Source organism: Citrobacter pasteurii (assembly GCF_019047765.1).
In the GTDB taxonomy this organism is placed as follows: Bacteria; Pseudomonadota; Gammaproteobacteria; order Enterobacterales; family Enterobacteriaceae; genus Citrobacter; species Citrobacter pasteurii.
In genome coordinates this window covers 775,378-794,728 of record NZ_CP077262.1, presented here as the reverse complement: position 1 = coordinate 794,728, position 19,351 = coordinate 775,378, and the positions used below count along the sequence as shown (strand labels likewise).

The window sequence follows — 19,351 nt, the reverse complement described above, 5'->3', positions numbered from 1 at the left end:
TCTCGCTTCCCAGCATCCCGTGCAGCACACGGGATGTTCTTATAAGATCCAAAAAGTCATAAAAATAATCAAATCACTTGTATAACCTTGGCATATTCTGAATATATAAGCACTTTACGAGAACATTTTAGAACATTCGTTCTCGAGGCGTATAGTAACTCCACAGGCTGATTGTGAAACCGTAACTGGTTAACCAAAGGAGATGTGGAACTATGGAAAGCAAATTCATTGACTGGCATCCGGCTGACATCATCGCGGGGCTACGTAAGAAAGGCACGTCAATGGCCGCTGAGTCACGTAAGAATGGCTTGAGTTCATCAACGCTGGCAAATACGTTAACCCGACCATGGCCGAAAGGTGAATTGATCATCGCGAGAGCGCTGGGCACAGACCCGTGGGTAATTTGGCCGTCACGCTACCATGACGCCAGGACACATGAATTCATCGACAGAACGCGGATGATGAGAGTACGGAAAGAAAAAAAGAGTCCTGAGTCGCGGTAAAACAGCAACCCCCGGATCAACGATCCTGGGGGTTACAACACGCGTTGGCGATTACTCGCCTTTAATGCGCTCAATGTTTGCGCCCAGCGCACGCAATTTATCCTCGATGCGCTCATAGCCGCGATCGATGTGATAAATACGGTCAACAACCGTTGTGCCTTCAGCGATACATCCCGCTAACACCAAACTTGCTGACGCGCGCAGATCGGTCGCCATTACCTGTGCACCGGAGAGCGTCTCCACGCCGTGGCAAATCACGGTATTGCTTTCGATTTCCGCATGAGCGCCCATACGGCTCAGCTCAGGCACGTGCATAAAGCGGTTCTCAAACACGGTTTCCGTGATAAAGCCCGTCCCTTCTGCCACCAGGTTCAGCAGCGTGAACTGGGCCTGCATATCGGTTGGGAACGCCGGATGTGGCGCAGTGCGCACATTAACCGCTTTCGGACGTTTGCCGTGCATGTCGAGGCTAATCCAGTCTTCACCGACTTCGATATCCGCCCCCGCATCACGCAGCTTCGCCAGAACAGCATCCAGTGTATCTGGTTGTGCATTACGGCAGATAATTTTGCCGCGAGAAATCGCCGCCGCCACCAGGAACGTCCCAGTTTCAATACGGTCTGGCAGAACGCGGTAGACACCACCGCCGAGACGTTCAACGCCTTCAATGGTGATACGATCGGTACCCTGCCCTGTGATTTTCGCGCCCAGCGCAATCAGGAAATTCGCGGTATCCACAATTTCCGGTTCACGGGCGGCGTTTTCGATGATGGTCGTGCCTTCGGCAAGCGTTGCCGCACACATGATAGTAACCGTCGCACCGACACTCACTTTGTCCATCACAATGTGTGCGCCTTTCAAACGCCCCTCAACGGACGCCTTCACATAGCCTTCTTCCAGCTTGATGGTGGCACCTAACTGCTCCAGACCAGTAATATGCAGGTCAACCGGACGCGCGCCGATGGTGCAGCCGCCCGGCAGAGAAACCTGACCCTGACCAAAACGAGCGACCAGTGGCCCCAATGCCCAGATAGACGCACGCATGGTTTTCACCAGATCGTACGGTGCGCAGAAGACGTTAACGTCACGCGCATCGATGTGCACGGAACCATTACGCTCTACTTTCGCCCCCAGCTGGCTCAACAGCTTCATGGAGGTATCTACGTCCTTAAGTTTCGGGACGTTTTGGATCTCTACAGGTTCTTCAGCCAGCAGCGCCGCAAACAGGATCGGCAGTGCGGCATTTTTAGCGCCTGAAATTGTGACTTCGCCCTGGAGCTTGGTTGGCCCCTGAACACGAAATTTATCCATTATTCTGTTCTCTGTTAAGAATTCATCTTCGCTACCGGTACATCACCCGTAGCTCAAAAACCGTTAAGTTTGCGATCGCGCGCCCATTCCGCTGGGGTAAACGCTTTAATCGACACAGCATGAATGCGGTTGTCCGCAATGTACTCCATCAACGGGCCATAGACCGATTGCTGCTTCTTGACCCGGCTCATGCCGTCAAACATCTCACCCACGGCAATAACCTGAAAGTGACTGCCGTCACCAGAAACGTGGACTTCCTGGAGGGAGAGTGCGTTCATCAGCACGCTCTGAATTTCATTATTTTCCATGGGCTCTTCATTCGTCAGATAGTAAAAACAGCCCAACATCTTAGAGCAAAGTGGCGCTGTCATAAATAAGCAAAAAGCCTCGCTGATAAATCAGACAAGGCTTTGGCGGCAGATCCCCTTCAGGGGTTTTGCCGGATGGCGGCACAAGGCCTTATCCGGCCTGAAAAAATTAACGCGGAAGGACGTCGTCAGGTAAATTGTAAAGCTGCGCCAGCGTGTATACTTTATCGTTAACGCCAGCAAGCGAAACGCTGTTCCCCTGCTGCTTGCCCTGATTAATCAGGTGCAGTAGTAATGCCAGGCCACCAGTATCGACCCGGGAAACCTGGTTCAGGTCGATGCAGGATACGCCCTTCATCGCCTCAACGCGTGCATCCCATAATGGGTTTAACACGTCCTGATCCAGCTCGCCCACCAGCACCAGCTTGTCGCCTTCACGCGTCCAGGTGAGTGACTGCGTCATTATTTTTTCTCTTCCAGAGTAATTTTCTGCTGAGAAATTGATTTCAGCTGAGCCGTGAGGCCATCAATACCTTTCGTACGCAGCAGGTCGCTCCACTCATTTTGTTTGGTGGTGATCATACTTACGCCTTCGGCAATCATGTCATACGCCTGCCAGTTACCGGTCTGAGAATTTTTACGCCACTGGAAATCCAGACGCACCGGCGGACGACCGTTTGGATCGATAATCGTCACGCGAATAGGCACGATGGTCGCATCACCCAGCGGCTGCTCTGGGGCAATCTGATAAGTCTGGCCGTGGTACATCGCCAGCGCCTGACCGTAAGCCTGCTTCAGGTATTCACGGAATGCGGCGAAATAGGCGTCACGCTGAGCGGGAGTGGCATCTTTGTAGTAACGGCCCAGTACCAGCGCGCCCGCATATTTAACCTGCACATACGGCAGCAGTTCCTGATCGACAACCTGACGCAGATAATCCGGGTTGGAACGAATTTTAGGTTGCTCGTTCTTCAGACGGTCAAACGTCTTCTGCGCGGCCTCATTCATCAGTTTGTACGGATTCGTCTGATCCGCTGCGGTTGCCACGCTAAGTGGGGCAATGACCAGCATAGCCACCATCATCAATCGTTTAAACATACGTCGATTCTCCTGAGATTATTTCGTTGCGCCCGCAGGCGTAGTGGCTTCATTATTGCCTTCAGTTGCGGCTGGCGCATCGCCAGAATTCTTATTGTCATCACCTTTACTGTTGCTGTTGTAAAGGAACTGACCAATCATATCCTCCAGAACCATCGCGGATTTCGTGTCCTGAATCGTACCGCCATCTTTGAGGATAGACGTTCCCAGCTCAGGATCTTCAAAGCCCACGTTCAGTGCCAGATATTGCTCGCCCAGCAGACCGGAAGTACGGATGCTTAGAGAACTGGTGTCAGGAATATGGTTAAAACGTGATTCGATTTCCAGCGTCACGCGCGGCAGGTACGTTTTCGGATCTAACGAGATGTCCGCTACGCGTCCAACCACGACCCCGCCAATCCGCACCGGGGAGCGCTCTCTCAGGCCGCCGATGTTATCAAAAGTCGCATAAATCGTATAAGTCGGTTCAGTACGCATTGAGGTAACGTTCGCCGCCTTCAGGCAGACAAACAGCGCAGCCAACAGCGCAACCAGCAGGAATAACCCGACCCAAATTTCATTTTTTTTCGTTTGCATGAACTCAATTCCCAAACATCAGTGCGGTCAGCACAAAATCCAGCCCCAGAACGGCAAGAGAGGCGTGCACAACGGTGCGTGTCGTTGCCCGGCTAATCCCGGCAGAGGTCGGAATCGCATCATAACCATTGAACAATGCAATCCATGTGACCGTAATGGCGAACACCACGCTCTTAATCAAACAGTTGACCAGATCCAGACGCCAGTCGACGGCATTTTGCATAGCCGACCAGAAAAAGCCTGCATCAATCCCCTTCCAGCTAACGCCGACCAGCGAGCCACCCCAGATCCCAACCGCGACAAATATAATCGTCAGCAGCGGCAATGAAATGACACCGGCCCAAAAACGCGGAGAGATCACCCGGCGCAGTGGATCGACGGCCATCATTTCCAGGCTGGAAAGCTGCTCGGTCGCTCTCATCAGACCAATCTCTGCGGTTAAGGCCGAACCGGCCCGCCCGGCAAACAACAGCGCCGCTACAACCGGCCCCAGCTCACGTAACAATGACAGCGCCACCAGCATACCGAGGCTGGTTTCCGCGCTGTAGGTCGTCAGCACCAGGTATCCCTGCAACCCCAACACCATACCGATGAACACGCCTGACACAATAATGATCAGCATCGATAAGACACCGACATTATAGAGCTGGCGTATCAGCAGCGGCGCATGTTTGCGAAACTCCGGTTTGCCGACAACCGCATTGAACAACATTAATCCAGCTCGCCCGAACGTCCTGAGGGTTTTTATTCCCCGATGTCCGAGTGATGCCAGCGCATTTAACAACATGGGTGGCTTAACTCCCTGTTTAGAGTAAATCGATATGGTAGTCACCCGCCGGGTAACGGAACGGAACCGGTCCATCGGCAATGCCGTCGAGGAACTGACGCACTCGCGGATCGGCATTTTCTTGCAGCGCCTGAGCACTACCGTAGGCCACTATTTTTTTGTCCGCCATTATATAGGCGTAATCCGCAATACTCAGTACTTCAGGCACATCATGGGATACCACCACACAGGTGACACCCAGCGCGCTGTTCAGTTCTGAAATCAGCTTCACCAGCACGCCCATGGTGATGGGATCCTGACCGACGAACGGCTCATCAAACATAATGAGGTCAGGCTCCAGCGCGATAGCACGCGCTAACGCAGCGCGGCGCGCCATCCCGCCGGATAATTCAGAAGGCATTAATTTGGCCGCACCCCGTAGGCCGACGGCCTCGAGCTTCATCATCACCGTGCTCTTCAGCAACGGCGCTGGCAACGTCGTATGCTCGCGCAACGGGTATGCGACGTTGTCAAACACGTTCATGTCGGTAAACAGCGCACCAGACTGAAACAGCATGCTCATACGCTTACGCACGGTAAATAAACGCGAACGGGACATGGCTGGGACGTTTTCGCCGTCAAACAGGATCTCGCCCTTATCCGGGGAGATTTGTCCGCCAATCAGACGCAGCAGCGTCGTTTTGCCGATGCCTGATGGCCCCATGATCGCCGTCACCTTACCGCGCGGCACCGTCAGGGAAATATTATCAAAGATGCAGCGGTCACCTCGGGAAAAGCTGACATCGCGCATATCGACTAGATTCGCCACAGACTGACCCATTGATTCATCCTTTACTGTTGCCTCGTTGATCGAAGAGTTGGCGCTCAATTTAGCCCTGAACTCGACATATTTACAGATTATTGCCTGTCCTGGTTAGCGAAAGCTGGCATTTGTTTTACTTTTTAGCCGCATAAAGTCAAAATTAAGAATTCGTTACGGCTTCCAGAAGATCCTTCAAGTGAACCGGCGAGTATACCTGAAGAAAGGACTTTAGATGCTTTTAGCGACGGCGCTGTTAATAATTGGTTTACTTCTGGTGGTTTACGGTGCCGACCGTCTGGTATTTGCTGCATCCATTTTATGCCGCACCTTCGGTATACCCCCCATTATCATCGGGATGACGGTCGTCAGCATCGGCACATCCCTACCTGAAATTATTGTCTCTGTTGCGGCATCAATGAATGGGCAGCTCGATTTAGCCGTCGGTACCGCCATCGGCTCCAACATCACCAATATTCTTCTTATTTTAGGCCTGTCAGCACTCATTCATCCTTTTACCGTGCATTCCGATGTTCTGCGTCGTGAATTACCGTTAATGTTGCTGGTAAGCATTTTGGCCGCGTCCGTACTGTATGACGGCCAGTTAAGCCGCAGTGATGGCCTCTTTCTTCTGCTTCTGGCCGTGCTATGGCTGCTATTCATTGTTAAAATCGCTCGTCTGGCAGAACGTCAGGGCAATGACAGCCTGACCCGGGAGCAAGTTGCGGAACTGCCTCGCGAAGGCGGATTGCCTGTCGCATTTTTATGGCTGGGAATAGCGCTGATCATTATGCCAATGGCAACGCGTATGGTGGTTGATAACGCCACTGTACTGGCAAACTACTTTGCCATGAGCGAGCTTACTATCGGTTTGACGGTCGTCGCCATTGGTACCAGTCTGCCAGAACTGGCAACCGCCATTGCAGGTTTGCGTAAAGGTGAAAACGATATTGCCGTCGGTAACATCATCGGCGCGAACATTTTTAATATTGTTATCGTTCTTGGGTTACCTGCACTGATTACGCCAGGCGAGGTCAACCCAATGGCCTTCATCCGTGACTATAGCGTCATGCTGCTGGTGAGCGTTATTTTTGCATTACTCTGCTGGCGACGTCCGCGCCAGATTGGTCGTGGCGCGGGGGCGCTGTTGACCGGCGGTTTTATCATATGGCTGGCGATGCTGTATTGGTTATCGCCACTTCTCGTTGGATAACTGGAAACGCATTATGTCGCACTTAGAGTTGCAACCGGGTTTTGACTTTCAGCAAGCAGGCAAGGAAGTCCTGACAATTGAACGTGAAGGCCTGGCGGAGCTTGATCAGTACATCAACCAGAACTTTACCCTCGCCTGTGAAAAGATTTTCAGTTGCCCGGGCAAAGTCGTAGTGATGGGAATGGGAAAATCAGGGCATATCGGGCGCAAAATGGCCGCCACGTTTGCCAGTACAGGCACGCCCTCATTTTTTGTGCATCCTGGCGAAGCCGCACATGGCGATCTGGGTATGGTGTCACCGCAGGACATCGTGATTGCCATTTCTAACTCCGGTGAATCTAATGAGATTGCAGCGTTAATTCCGGTGTTAAAGCGCCTGCATGTCCCCCTTATTTGCATGACGGGTCGTCCGGAAAGCAGTATGGCGCGTGCAGCAGATGTCCATCTGTGTGTTAAAGTGCCCAAAGAAGCTTGCCCATTAGGTCTGGCACCGACCAGCAGCACGACCGCAACGCTGGTGATGGGCGATGCGCTTGCCGTTGCGTTACTAAAAGCACGCGGCTTCACCGCAGAAGATTTTGCGTTATCTCATCCAGGTGGCGCACTGGGGCGTAAGCTTTTGTTGCGCGTTAACGATATTATGCATACGGGAGACGAAATCCCGCATGTGACTAAAAGCGCCAGCCTGCGTGACGCCTTACTGGAGATCACGCGGAAAAATCTCGGCATGACCGTCATTTGCGATGACGCGATGAAGATTGACGGCATCTTTACGGATGGCGATTTACGTCGTGTCTTCGATATGGGCGTTGATGTACGCCAGTTAGGCATTGCCGATGTAATGACTCCTGGGGGCATTCGCGTGCGTCCAGGGATTCTTGCTGTTGATGCCCTGAACTTAATGCAGTCCCGCCATATCACCTCGGTAATGGTTGCTGATGGCGACCAATTACTGGGTGTGTTACATATGCATGATCTGCTGCGTGCAGGTGTAGTGTAAGAAACTCAAGGATAAAGAAAATGAGTAAAGCAGGTGCGTCGCTTGCGACCTGTTATGGCCCCGTCAGTACTGACGTCATCACCAGGGCAGAAAACATCCGTCTGCTGATCCTTGATGTGGATGGCGTACTGTCTGATGGTCTGATTTATATGGGCAACAACGGTGAAGAGCTGAAGGCGTTTAACGTCCGCGATGGCTACGGAATTCGCTGCGCGCTCACTTCCGGCATTGAGGTTGCCATTATTACCGGACGAAAGGCTAAACTTGTAGAAGATCGCTGTGCCACATTAGGGATCACACATCTGTATCAGGGGCAGTCGGACAAACTGGTTGCCTTTGGCGATCTGCTTAGCAAACTGGCGATCGCGCCTGAGAATGTGGCGTATGTTGGCGATGATCTGATCGACTGGCCGGTGATGGCAAAAGTGGGATTAAGCGTAGCGGTAGCGGATGCTCATCCGTTGCTGATCCCACGGGCCGATTATGTCACCCGTATCGACGGGGGACGCGGCGCAGTGCGCGAAGTCTGCGACTTATTACTGCTGGCGCAGGGCAAACTGGATGAGGCCAAAGGGCAATCGATATGAGCAAAACCAGACGTTGGGTTATCATTCTACTGTCGCTGGCTGTCCTTGTGATGATTGGTATTAACCTGGCAGACAAAGACGACACCGCTCAGGTTGTCGTTAATAACAACGAGCCAACCTATAAGAGCGAGCATACCGACACCGTCGTGTACAGCCCTGAGGGCGCGCTGAGCTATCATTTGATCGCGCAACACGTTGAATATTATTCAGATCAAGCAGTTTCGTGGTTCACCCAACCGGTGTTAACCACGTTTGATAAGGACAAAGTACCGACCTGGTCAATCAAGGCTGATAAGGCCAGGTTGACCAACGATCGGATGCTGTACCTGTATGGCCATGTTGAGGTTAACGCGCTGGTGCCTGACTCTCAACTACGCAGAATTACTACCGATAACGCGCAGATCAACCTTGTGACGCAAGATGTCACTTCCGATGATCTGGTCACGTTGTATGGAACAACATTTAACTCCAGCGGACTGAAGATGCGCGGCAACTTACGCAGCAAGAACGCCGAGCTGATTGAAAAGGTTAGAACCTCATATGAAATCCAAAACAAACAAACTCAGCCTTAATCTTGTGCTTGCCAGCTCACTTCTGGCCGCCAGCATTCCGGCATTCGCCGTCACTGGCGATACCGAGCAGCCGATCCACATTGAATCGGACCAGCAGTCTCTGGATATGCAGGGCAACGTGGTGACGTTTACCGGCAATGTCATCGTGACTCAGGGCACGATCAAAATTAATGCCGATAAGGTCGTCGTGACCCGTCCGGGCGGTGAAGACGGTAAAGAAGTGATTGACGGTTATGGCAATCCGGCGACCTTTTACCAGATGCAGGACAATGGTAAACCGGTTAAAGGCCACGCCTCACAGATGCACTATGAGCTGGCAAAAGATTTCGTCGTCCTTACCGGTAAGGCTTATCTGGAACAACTCGATAGCAACATCACGGGCGATAAGATCACCTATCTGGTAAAAGAACAGAAAATGCAGGCCTTCAGTGAGAAAGGCAAACGCGTCACCACCGTTCTGGTTCCGTCGCAATTGCAGGACAAAAACAAGACCAAGGCTCCGGCAGAGAAAAAAGGTAACTGATTCGTTATGGCAACATTAACTGCAAAGAATCTTGCAAAAGCCTACAAAGGCCGTCGTGTGGTGGAAGATGTCAGCCTGACCGTCAACTCCGGGGAGATCGTCGGTCTGCTCGGTCCTAACGGTGCGGGCAAAACAACAACCTTTTACATGGTCGTCGGCATTGTGCCGCGCGATGCTGGCAACATTATCATTGATGACGAAGATATCAGCCTGCTGCCTCTGCATGCGCGTGCCCGCCGCGGTATCGGCTACTTACCGCAGGAAGCCTCTATTTTTCGTCGCCTGAGCGTATTTGATAACCTGATGGCGGTACTGCAAATTCGTGACGATCTTTCCAGCGAGCAGCGTGAAGATCGCGCCAATGAGCTGATGGAAGAATTTCATATCGAACATCTGCGTGACAGCCTTGGACAGTCGCTCTCCGGCGGTGAACGACGCCGCGTGGAGATCGCCCGTGCGCTGGCCGCTAATCCAAAATTTATCCTGTTGGATGAACCGTTTGCCGGTGTTGACCCGATTTCTGTTATTGATATCAAACGGATCATCGAACACCTGCGCGACAGCGGGCTTGGCGTGCTGATTACCGACCATAACGTGCGCGAAACGCTGGCTGTTTGTGAGCGCGCCTACATTGTGAGCCAGGGACACCTGATCGCACACGGTACGCCGACAGAAATCCTACAGGACGAGCACGTTAAACGCGTATACCTTGGGGAAGACTTCAGACTCTGATAGGGTAGTAGACTTCACGTCACCGCAGGAGACAACAACTCTGAACATGAAGCAAGGTTTGCAACTCAGGCTTAGCCAACAACTGGCGATGACGCCTCAACTACAACAGGCTATCCGTCTGTTGCAGTTGTCCACGCTGGAACTTCAGCAAGAACTTCAGCAAGCGCTGGAAAGTAATCCACTGCTTGAGCAAACCGATCTTCACGACGAAATTGATACCCAGGAAAAACAGGACAGCGAAACCCTCGACACCGCCGATGCTCTCGAACAAAAAGAGATGCCGGAAGAGCTACCGCTGGATGCCAGTTGGGATGAGATTTACACCGCAGGGACGCCTTCGGGCACCAGCGGAGATTACATCGACGACGAGCTGCCTGTGTATCAGGGTGAGACCACGCAATCGCTGCAAGATTACCTGATGTGGCAGGTGGAGCTGACGCCATTCTCAGATACCGATCGTGCTATTGCCACGTCAATTGTGGATGCAGTCGACGAAACGGGCTATCTCACCGTCACACTGGACGACATTCTCGACAGCATGGGCGATGACGACATCGGTATCGATGAAATCGAAGCCGTGCTTAAACGCGTTCAGCATTTTGATCCCGTGGGCGTGGCGGCCAAAGATCTCCGTGACTGCTTACTGATCCAGCTTTCGCAGTTTGACAAAGCCACGCCATGGCTGAAAGAAGCACGTCTTATCATCAGCGATCACCTTGATCTGCTCGCCAACCACGACTTCCGCACCCTGATGCGCGTAACCCGACTGAAAGAAGAGGTGCTGAAAGAAGCCGTCAATCTTATCCAGTCTCTGGATCCAAGACCCGGGCAGTCTATCCAGACCGGTGAACCAGAGTACGTGATCCCGGATGTGCTGGTGCGTAAGCATAACGATCGCTGGGTAGTCGAACTCAACAGTGACAGCATTCCGCGTTTACAGATCAACCAGCACTACGCAGCCCTGTGCAATAACGCGCGCAATGATGCTGACAGCCAGTTCATTCGTAGCAACCTTCAGGATGCGAAATGGCTGATTAAAAGTCTGGAAAGCCGCAATGACACGCTATTGCGCGTTAGCCGCTGTATCGTTGAGCAACAACAAGCCTTCTTTGAGCAAGGTGAAGAATATATGAAACCGATGGTGCTGGCGGATATCGCCCAGGCCGTCGAGATGCATGAATCAACCATTTCCCGAGTGACCACGCAAAAGTATCTGCACAGTCCGCGCGGCATTTTTGAATTGAAGTATTTCTTCTCCAGTCACGTCAACACTGAAGGCGGAGGCGAAGCCTCTTCTACAGCTATCCGCGCACTGGTGAAGAAATTAATTGCGGCCGAGAACCCTGCGAAACCGCTGAGCGACAGCAAGTTAACCTCTATGCTGTCAGAACAGGGTATCATGGTGGCGCGCCGCACCGTTGCGAAGTACCGAGAGTCTTTATCCATTCCGCCGTCTAACCAGCGCAAACAGCTGGTTTGACCCAACCGATAAGGAAGACACTATGCAGCTCAACATCACTGGAAATAACGTCGAAATCACTGAGGCCCTGCGCGACTTTGTCACCACAAAGTTCGCCAAGCTTGAGCAATATTTCGACCGGATTAATCAGGTCTATATTGTGTTGAAAGTGGAGAAGGTCACACACATCTCGGATGCAACACTGCATGTGAACGGTGGCGAAATTCATGCCAGCGCGGAAGGTCAGGATATGTACGCCGCCATTGACGGTTTAATTGATAAACTGGCTCGGCAGTTAACAAAACATAAAGATAAACTGAAACAGCACTAACTTGTCCGGGCAGTTAGCGGGTGCAGGACGGCCTGTTGTGCAGCACAACGGGCCATTTGTACAGTTAGCGCTTAGGTGAAATTATGACAAATAACGATACGACTCTACAACTGAGCAATGTTCTTAACCAGGAATGTACGCGCGCGGCCGTTCACTGCCAAAGCAAGAAACGCGCACTGGAAATCATCAGTGAACTGGCGGCAAAACAACTCAGCTTGCCTCCTCAGGTGGTATTTGAAGCCATTCTGACGCGCGAAAAAATGGGCAGTACCGGTATTGGCAATGGTATTGCCATTCCGCATGGAAAGCTGGAAGAAGACACGATGCGCGCAGTGGGCGTGTTTGTGCAACTTGAAACGCCGATTGCTTTCGACGCCATTGATAATCAACCCGTCGATCTGCTTTTCGCCCTGCTGGTCCCGGCGGACCAAACCAAGACGCATTTGCATACGTTGTCACTGGTTGCCAAACGTCTGGCAGATAAAACCATCTGCCGCCGCCTGCGCGCCGCGCAGAGTGACCAGGAGTTGTATCAAATCATCACTGACACCGAAGGTGGACAGGATGAAGCATAACAACCCAATGGCATCTTTTTCTGTCGTTGTGAGGAGAAACAGTACATGGTACTGATGATCGTCAGCGGTCGTTCAGGGTCAGGTAAGTCTGTCGCCCTGCGCGCGCTGGAAGATATGGGTTTTTACTGCGTGGATAACCTTCCCGTCGTGTTGTTGCCCGATCTGGCTCGAACCCTCGCCGATCGCCAGATATCTGCGGCTGTCAGCATTGATGTGCGCAACATGCCCGAGTCCCCGGAGATTTTTGAGCAGGCCATGAGTAACCTGCCTGAAGGCTTCTCACCACAGCTGCTGTTCCTTGACGCCGATCGAAACACCCTGATTCGCCGCTACAGCGATACGCGCCGTTTACACCCGCTGTCCAGCAAGAATTTGTCCCTGGAAAGCGCTATCGATAAAGAAAGCGATTTACTGGAGCCGTTGCGTTCGCGCGCTGACCTGATCGTAGACACCTCTGAAATGTCTGTGCACGAGCTGGCGGAAATGTTACGTACCCGACTGCTGGGCAAACGTGAACGTGAATTAACGATGGTATTTGAGTCCTTTGGCTTTAAACACGGAATCCCTATTGATGCGGATTACGTCTTTGATGTGCGCTTCCTGCCTAACCCGCACTGGGATCCAAAGCTGCGCCCGATGACCGGTCTTGACCGCCCCGTCGCCGCCTTCCTCGACAGACACACAGAAGTACACAATTTTATCTACCAGACGCGCAGCTATCTTGAGCTATGGTTACCCATGCTGGAGACCAACAACCGCAGCTATCTCACTGTAGCCATCGGCTGTACCGGCGGGAAACACCGTTCGGTGTATATTGCAGAGCAACTGGCAGACTACTTCCGCTCACGCGGTAAAAACGTGCAGTCACGCCATCGTACGCTGGAAAAACGCAAATCATGACCGTGAAGCAAACTGTTGAAATCACGAATAAGCTGGGCATGCATGCCCGGCCGGCAATGAAACTGTTTGAGCTAATGCAGGGTTTTGAAGCAGAAGTTCTGCTGCGTAATGATGAAGGGACGGAAGCCGAAGCAAACAGCGTTATCGCTCTGTTGATGCTGGATTCCGCCAAAGGACGCCAGATAGAAGTTGAAGCCACGGGTCCGCAGGAAGTTGAAGCTCTGGCTGCGGTGATCGCCCTGTTTAATTCAGGGTTTGACGAAGATTAGTCTCGTAGGCCGGATAAGGCGTTTACGCCGCCATCCGGCGATACAGCCGAGCCTTATAATGCCTGATGGCGCTACGCTTATCAGGCCTACAAAATTCACCGCAACCTTCAGCTAATACAGCTTATTTTCACGCATAAACGACTCACCGCCCAACTGGCGCATTTGGCGCATGATCCACGCCTGACGACTGCGCACATAGCCAGAAGGCGCATTCGCCTTAAAACGCAAAGGATTGGGTAATACCGCCGCCAGCAAGGCCGCTTCAGACAGGCTCAACCGACTGGCTGGCTTATCGAAATAGCGCTGCGCCGCCGCCTCCACGCCGAAAACCCCATCGCCAAACTCAGCAATGTTCAGGTAAACGGTCAGAATGCGTTTCTTGCTCCAGACCGTTTCCATACCCAGCGTGAGCCCGGCCTCGAGCCCTTTGCGCACCCAGCTACGCCCATCCCACAAAAAGAGGTTTTTTGCCGTTTGTTGCGATAACGTCGAGGCGCCGCGAATACGGTTTTCATTACGTTCGTTATGCGCCAGCGCTTTCTCTATCGCAGAGACATCAAATCCCCAGTGGTCGGGAAACTTCTGATCCTCCGCGGCAATCACCGCCAGCCCCATCCACGGTGATATCTCATCCATACTGACCCAGTCAGAATGCGCCACATAACCAAAATCACCGGACAGCCATGCGCCCAGTTGCCGCTCAATCATGACCGCCGAGAAAGGTACAGGCATCACGCTGAAAAGTGCGATGCCCCCGCCCCAGAATACGGCGAGGACAATCACCGCCCGCAGAAAGATACGTCGCAGTATGGCGGTAATGCCTTTTTTCATTCAGCTAGCACCAGCACACGCGAGACCAGCTTATCGATACCGCTTGCGGCCTGAGCAATATCCTGCGCCAGCATGTAAGCAGGCGTGGTGACAACTTTATTATCTTCATCAACCACAATGTCATCGACCGGGCACGGCACATGTTCAGCGCCCATCTCTTCCAGCACTTCTGCCGTATCGATATCAGTACCGATGGTCAGACGCAGAGGGAAGTCAAAAATTTTAGGTAACATAGCGGGCGCAATGCACATAAAACCCAGCGGCTTACCGGCCTGATGCAGCGCCTTTGCCAGCGCGGCTAAGTCGCTATCAACCCGACACTCACTGCCCTGGCTGGCAAAATTACTCAGATTTTTTGCTGCGCCAAACCCGCCAGGCACAATTAGCGCATCCAGCTCCGTTGCGGCCGCCTGAGCCAGGGGGCGAATATCACCACGCGTAATACGCGCAGCTTCAATCAGGACATTGCGCGTTTCCGGCATCGGCTCGCCCGTCAGATGATTAATCACATCCGCCTGCTGTTTATCTGGGGCAAAGCAGATGGCCTGAGCACCATTGCGGGCAATAGCCAGCAGCGTGAGTACGGCTTCATGGATTTCTGCACCGTCATACACGCCACATCCGCTGAGCACTACGCCAACTTTTTTCATCGTGATACTCCTTTCGCAACTGACTGAAGCATATTAATAATTCTGATTAGAATGCCACGCTTCACACATTTAACTGATTCATGTAACAAATTATTTAAGATTTGCTATCTTAACTGCGTGCGGCCTGAAAATTAGGACTGCGCCCTTGTAAACAATGATAATAATTTACGGCGCAGCCACGATTTCCCTGGTGTTGGCGCAGTATTCGCGCACCCCGGTCAAGCCGGGGTCATTTTTTTTCCACGCTCGTAACCCAGGCTCTTAAAACCGCCACGTCGTGCTGCCACTCCTGCTTCATCTCTTCAATCCATTCACCTACATTATCTTCCCAGGCAGGAAGGTCCGGCGACTGGATTTGCTGACCTAACTGTTGCAGGTGACGCAGCCCTACTGAACCTGCCGCGCCTTTAATTTTATGGCCTTCCTCAACCACGCCTTTTTTGTCCCGAGCGGTCAGATTAGACTCCAGCACGCTCAGATATCCCGGCATCATCTTCTCAAACACCGCCAACCCGTCGGTAATTAACTTCGGTCCCACCAGTTCGAGGTATTGTTCCAACATAGGAATATCTAACAGCGCTTGCGATTTACTGCTCTCTTCAGATGTCACAGTGCTCTCCTCTTTGTTTCGGGTATCCCAGTATTTTTTGATCATGGCGGTTAACGCCGGAACTGACAGCGGCTTACTCAGCACGTCGTCCATTCCTGCATCCAGATATTCTTTTTTATCTTTCAGTACGTTGGCGGTGAGAGCCACCAGCGGTGGGAGATCCTCACGGGGGTATTTTTGCGTCAGCTCGCGGGAGATATCGAGCCCGGTCATATCCGGTAGCTGAATATCCAGCAGCACCAGGTCATATTCCCCCGGTTTGAACATGTCCAGCGCGGCTTGTCCGGTCATCGCGACATCCACGCTATTGCCCAGCTTTTCCAGCACCGAACGCGCTACAATGACGTTCAGTTCAATGTCTTCCACCAGCAGCACATTCAGGGCTGGCAACGGCATTTCATCGTCTTCAAAAGCATCTTCAATCTCTTCGGCCACGGCAGGAGCATGCACGGTTAGCGTAAAGATGGAGCCTTTCCCGGCCTGGCTGGAAACCGTAATATCACCGCCCATATTTTTCGCCAGACGGCGAGATACCGCGAGGCCAATCCCGGTTCCCGTTGCCGGTTTACCACCATGGCTGTCCTTCACCTGATAGTACATGGCGAAGATTTTATCCTGTTCATCCTGTGGAATACCGATCCCAGAATCCTCCACCTCAAAATGCAGTATGTCTCCCTCGTCATAGCGCGCCCGCACGGTCACCTGCCCCTGCTGAGTAAACTTCACGGCGTTGCTGATCAGATTCCACAGAATCTGGCGCAGACGCGTTCCGTCGGTGATGACCTTATGTGGCAGCGGTAGCGTCGGCTCAAGCACAAAGCGCAATCCTTTTTGTTGCGCCTGCAGGCCGGAGAGGTTTTCCAGATCCGCCATAAAACTGGTGAAATCAACAGGCTGGTTATCGAGCTGGACTTTGCGCCGTTCCATCTTATCCATATCGATAATATCGTTGAAAATGTTCCCCAACGTCACGGCGGAAACATGGATAGTTTTGAGATATTTTTCCTGCTCAGCGGTTAACTCTGTATCCAACAGGATCCGACTTAAACCGACGATACCGTTAAGCGGCGTACGCAGCTCGTGGCTGATCGTAGAGATAAAGGTGGTCTTGTCACGGCTGGCGCGCTCGAGGGCGTCCTGATAGCGCTTACGCTCGGTAATATCACGACCAAAGCCCATCAGACCATGTCGCTTCCCGACGCGGTCGTAGTAAGGCACTTTACGGATCTCAAAGCAGGCTTTGCGCCCGTCCGGATAGTCGAGCCATTGCTCATAGGTCAGTGAAACGTTATGGCGGAATACCTTCTCGTCGGTTTCAATCACTTTTTCCGCCGCCTCTGGCGAATACACATCAGCCGGTTTTAAATTCACCAGTTGCTTTTCGCTCTTACCGGTCAGCAGCTCCATAGCACGGTTACAGCCGGAAAATTCTTTATCTTCATTGCGATAAAAAACCAGGTCCGGTGAAGCATCAAGGAAAGAACGTAAAAATGAAGATTGTTGCTCAAGCTGGATCTGCGCTTCTTCACGCTCTTTGATTTCGACTTTCAGTTGTTCAAACGTCTCCTGCCGCTCAGCTTCCGCCTTTTCACGTTCAACAATCTCCTGATTGAGCTGGGCAATATTATCCTTCAACTGCACATTAAGCTTGAGATCGCGCTCGCGCATCTCTTCCAGCTTCTGTACCAGTCGTGACAGACGTTGCCGGGACTCTTCCAGTTGTTCAACCACCACCGACAGGAAGTAGACGGCCCAGGGGGTAATTAACAGGCCAAAAAAGATAGAACGGATGACATCAATGCTTTCTACCTGCCCATGCAGCACCATGGTGACAGCCATCTGCACCACGATTGCCAACACAACCAAAGCCAGCGCCAACAGCAGCGAAAAGCGCACCAAACCTAACTTCATCATCAGGTCGACATAGTATTGCGCCAGCATACGAATTTGCTTCATAGAGGGTTCCTTCACGACAACTTGGCACAATAATACTCAATTCTCAGCGTGACGTTTAAGATTGTGCAAGAAATGCGGGGGTTATCGGTGAAATGGCTGGGTAGGCGGTAGGCCGGATAAGGCATAGCCGCCATCCGGCAATGTGCGCCGGGCCGCCTGATGGCGCTTCGCTTATCAGGCCTACATGACTACGGAGGGTTAGATCCCCGGCTGAATCCACGGCGTACCCAGCGCCGAGCCTTGCACGCCGTGATCGTTAAGGTACTTATCCAGTTCAACCATCCCGGTCCAGCGATTTTCACACCACAGAGGTGCCAACAGCGTTGGGCGGCGCGCGCTGGCGGAAATGCGGTGATAAATTACCTCGGGTGGCGTATGGCGAATCATCTCCCCGGCAGTGACCGTGTACTCATCCAGTTCGATGCCGTGCAACCGTCCGGCCTCCCAGGCTTTCGCCATCGTACTGCCCTTCACGATATGCAGCGGATGCAGCTTAATACCGTCGATGCCTGTCTCTACCACACGTTCCATCGTTTGCAGGCATTCCGCTTGCCCTTCACCAGGCAGGCCGACAATAAGGTGTGAACACACTTTCAGTCCACGCTCCCGTGCCAGTTGGGTAGTTCGCTGATAACAGGCAAAATCATGCCCACGATTAATGCGATGCAGCGTCTTGTCATGGGCCGTTTGCAAGCCCAGTTCCAGCCACACTTCGTAGCCCTGATCCTTGTACTCGCATAGCAGATCGAGCACGGCACCCGGCACACAGTCAGGGCGTGTGCCAACACACAGCCCGACGATGCTGGCCTGACTGACCGCCTGTTGGTACATCGAACGCAGCACCTGTACTTCCGCAAAGGTACTGGTATAAGCCTGAAAATAGGCCAGATAGCGCTTCGCGCGATTGACCAACTGCGCCTGATGCTCAAGCTGTTCAGCGATAGAATGATGCTGCTGCGCTTCGTCAGCAAAGGAGGCGACATTACAGAAGGTACATCCGCCACGTCCAATGGTGCCATCGCGATTTGGGCAGCTAAACCCGCCGTGCAGCGTGAGTTTATGAACCTTTTGCCCATAACGGCGAGAAAGATCCCCACCAAACATATTGACTAATTTCTGTAACTGCATAATCTGATAGACCGCGCCTTGAAAAGAGGCCAAAGCCTGCCATTTTTAGCCCCAGTCGGCGATGACCTGGATCAATCGCCCTGGTGAGCCTTTATTTATTGAATAACAATTCAAAATAATCGAAATTTCATTCAATCAAAAAGTAATTACTTTTCCTTATATCTCGCTATTTTTTTTATCTTCTGATGGCTCTCACATAAAAACAGTATCTTTAAGACGCCAAAAGTCTACAAACCAGCATAAAATACCAAACATCGGGATAAACAAAGGGAGGACGGGAGATAACCGGCCTTTCTGACAGTGAGACAGATCACACTTCACCAGCGATCACCCGCTGGTAAAATCAATGTAAAAAAGCCTTTCTTTTCAATGCATTCATAAAGTTAATCGCCCTATAGCACATTTTTGCATAAATAAGATTGCCATTTGACCTGTGTGTGGATTCCCGATAACTTGGAAATCCGCTGGAAGCTTTCTGGATGAGCAGTCTGCTCATCATATTTATGCAGTAATTGAGATTCCCTCTGAAGCAAGTCCTCAAACTTGTTTGACCTATGCGAAAAGGATAAAGAGGGCGAATGCGAGGTGAGCGTATGAAACGCAAACCCCGTCGCCATGCTCTTGGTGTGCCCG

23 protein-coding genes are annotated in these 19,351 nt (G+C 52.1%); 12 read left to right on the top strand and 11 right to left on the bottom strand.

All coding sequences use genetic code 11. The annotated features are described in order from the left end of the window. The first annotated feature begins 212 nt into the window (after positions 1–212). Entirely contained in the window at positions 213–503 is a 291-nt protein-coding gene (gene sfsB / locus I6L54_RS03920; RefSeq protein ID WP_040234130.1) for a DNA-binding transcriptional regulator SfsB, read from the top strand. 51 nt (positions 504–554) lie between these two features. Here sfsB and murA read toward each other — a convergent pair whose 3' ends face one another. From murA to mlaF, 7 genes are all read right to left on the bottom strand, one after another. Further along, a complete protein-coding gene (gene murA, locus I6L54_RS03915; protein ID WP_040234132.1) occupies positions 555–1,814 on the bottom strand; it encodes a UDP-N-acetylglucosamine 1-carboxyvinyltransferase in 1,260 nt (419 codons plus the stop codon). A 53-nt stretch (positions 1,815–1,867) separates the two neighbouring features. Continuing rightward, positions 1,868–2,122: a BolA family iron metabolism protein IbaG gene (gene ibaG / locus I6L54_RS03910; protein ID WP_005121314.1), complete on the bottom strand. Its 255-nt coding sequence runs from the start codon at positions 2,120–2,122 to the stop codon at positions 1,868–1,870. Between the two features lie 169 nt (positions 2,123–2,291). Next, positions 2,292–2,585 (bottom strand): lipid asymmetry maintenance protein MlaB, encoded by a 294-nt coding sequence (mlaB, locus tag I6L54_RS03905; protein ID WP_005121315.1) that lies wholly within the window; start codon positions 2,583–2,585, stop codon positions 2,292–2,294. Beyond that, on the bottom strand, positions 2,585–3,220 hold the full coding sequence (mlaC, locus tag I6L54_RS03900; protein ID WP_040234134.1) for a phospholipid-binding protein MlaC: 636 nt from the start codon (positions 3,218–3,220) through the stop codon (positions 2,585–2,587). The genes mlaB and mlaC overlap by 1 nt, the downstream gene beginning before the upstream one ends. 18 nt (positions 3,221–3,238) lie before the next feature. Further along, complete coding sequence (gene mlaD / locus I6L54_RS03895) at positions 3,239–3,796, bottom strand: outer membrane lipid asymmetry maintenance protein MlaD (RefSeq protein WP_040234180.1); 558 nt, start codon at positions 3,794–3,796, stop codon at positions 3,239–3,241. A gap of 4 nt (positions 3,797–3,800) precedes the next feature. Continuing rightward, the gene (gene mlaE / locus I6L54_RS03890; protein WP_003025053.1) at positions 3,801–4,583 is read right to left on the bottom strand and encodes a lipid asymmetry maintenance ABC transporter permease subunit MlaE; all 783 of its coding nucleotides are present in this window, start codon (positions 4,581–4,583) and stop codon (positions 3,801–3,803) included. 19 nt (positions 4,584–4,602) lie between these two features. Beyond that, positions 4,603–5,403 (bottom strand): phospholipid ABC transporter ATP-binding protein MlaF, encoded by an 801-nt coding sequence (gene mlaF, locus I6L54_RS03885; RefSeq protein ID WP_003025057.1) that lies wholly within the window; start codon positions 5,401–5,403, stop codon positions 4,603–4,605. A 214-nt stretch (positions 5,404–5,617) separates the two neighbouring features. Between mlaF and I6L54_RS03880 the strand changes: the two genes are divergently transcribed. The 11 genes from I6L54_RS03880 to npr all read left to right on the top strand — a co-directional run bounded on the left by I6L54_RS03880 (position 5,618) and on the right by npr (position 13,543). After that, on the top strand, positions 5,618–6,595 hold the full coding sequence (locus I6L54_RS03880) for a calcium/sodium antiporter (RefSeq protein ID WP_005121320.1): 978 nt from the start codon (positions 5,618–5,620) through the stop codon (positions 6,593–6,595). 13 nt (positions 6,596–6,608) lie between these two features. Next, a complete protein-coding gene (kdsD, locus tag I6L54_RS03875; protein WP_005121321.1) occupies positions 6,609–7,595 on the top strand; it encodes an arabinose-5-phosphate isomerase KdsD in 987 nt (328 codons plus the stop codon). Positions 7,596–7,615: 20 nt separating this feature from the next. Next, positions 7,616–8,182, top strand: coding sequence for a 3-deoxy-manno-octulosonate-8-phosphatase KdsC (kdsC, locus tag I6L54_RS03870; protein ID WP_005121322.1), 567 nt, complete (start codon positions 7,616–7,618; stop codon positions 8,180–8,182). Beyond that, a complete protein-coding gene (gene lptC / locus I6L54_RS03865) occupies positions 8,179–8,754 on the top strand; it encodes an LPS export ABC transporter periplasmic protein LptC (RefSeq protein ID WP_005121323.1) in 576 nt (191 codons plus the stop codon). Before kdsC ends, lptC begins: the two co-directional genes overlap by 4 nt. Further along, positions 8,723–9,277: a lipopolysaccharide ABC transporter substrate-binding protein LptA gene (lptA, locus tag I6L54_RS03860; RefSeq protein ID WP_040234136.1), complete on the top strand. Its 555-nt coding sequence runs from the start codon at positions 8,723–8,725 to the stop codon at positions 9,275–9,277. The genes lptC and lptA overlap by 32 nt, the downstream gene beginning before the upstream one ends. A 6-nt stretch (positions 9,278–9,283) precedes the next feature. Then, the gene (gene lptB, locus I6L54_RS03855; RefSeq protein ID WP_040234138.1) at positions 9,284–10,009 is read left to right on the top strand and encodes an LPS export ABC transporter ATP-binding protein; all 726 of its coding nucleotides are present in this window, start codon (positions 9,284–9,286) and stop codon (positions 10,007–10,009) included. A 46-nt stretch (positions 10,010–10,055) separates the two neighbouring features. Beyond that, positions 10,056–11,489 carry an RNA polymerase factor sigma-54 gene (rpoN, locus tag I6L54_RS03850; protein WP_040234139.1) on the top strand — a complete coding sequence of 478 codons (1,434 nt, stop codon included), beginning with the start codon at positions 10,056–10,058 and terminating at the stop codon, positions 11,487–11,489. Between the two features lie 22 nt (positions 11,490–11,511). Continuing rightward, positions 11,512–11,799: a ribosome hibernation promoting factor gene (gene hpf, locus I6L54_RS03845; protein ID WP_005121327.1), complete on the top strand. Its 288-nt coding sequence runs from the start codon at positions 11,512–11,514 to the stop codon at positions 11,797–11,799. A gap of 83 nt (positions 11,800–11,882) precedes the next feature. Then, a complete protein-coding gene (gene ptsN, locus I6L54_RS03840; RefSeq protein WP_005121328.1) occupies positions 11,883–12,374 on the top strand; it encodes a PTS IIA-like nitrogen regulatory protein PtsN in 492 nt (163 codons plus the stop codon). Between the two features lie 45 nt (positions 12,375–12,419). Then, the gene (gene rapZ / locus I6L54_RS03835) at positions 12,420–13,274 is read left to right on the top strand and encodes an RNase adapter RapZ (protein ID WP_005121329.1); all 855 of its coding nucleotides are present in this window, start codon (positions 12,420–12,422) and stop codon (positions 13,272–13,274) included. Next, positions 13,271–13,543, top strand: coding sequence for a PTS phosphocarrier protein NPr (gene npr, locus I6L54_RS03830; RefSeq protein WP_003828770.1), 273 nt, complete (start codon positions 13,271–13,273; stop codon positions 13,541–13,543). The genes rapZ and npr overlap by 4 nt, the downstream gene beginning before the upstream one ends. A gap of 111 nt (positions 13,544–13,654) precedes the next feature. Here npr and mtgA read toward each other — a convergent pair whose 3' ends face one another. The 4 genes from mtgA to mnmL form a co-directional block, all read right to left on the bottom strand. Continuing rightward, positions 13,655–14,374 carry a monofunctional biosynthetic peptidoglycan transglycosylase gene (gene mtgA, locus I6L54_RS03825; protein ID WP_005121331.1) on the bottom strand — a complete coding sequence of 240 codons (720 nt, stop codon included), beginning with the start codon at positions 14,372–14,374 and terminating at the stop codon, positions 13,655–13,657. Then, a complete protein-coding gene (gene elbB, locus I6L54_RS03820; RefSeq protein ID WP_005121332.1) occupies positions 14,371–15,024 on the bottom strand; it encodes an isoprenoid biosynthesis glyoxalase ElbB in 654 nt (217 codons plus the stop codon). Before elbB ends, mtgA begins: the two co-directional genes overlap by 4 nt. 229 nt (positions 15,025–15,253) lie before the next feature. Beyond that, a complete protein-coding gene (gene arcB / locus I6L54_RS03815; protein ID WP_040234142.1) occupies positions 15,254–17,590 on the bottom strand; it encodes an aerobic respiration two-component sensor histidine kinase ArcB in 2,337 nt (778 codons plus the stop codon). Between the two features lie 198 nt (positions 17,591–17,788). Continuing rightward, positions 17,789–18,718: a tRNA modification radical SAM protein MnmL/YtqA gene (mnmL, locus tag I6L54_RS03810; protein WP_040234181.1), complete on the bottom strand. Its 930-nt coding sequence runs from the start codon at positions 18,716–18,718 to the stop codon at positions 17,789–17,791. Positions 18,719–19,351: the final 633 nt, after the last annotated feature.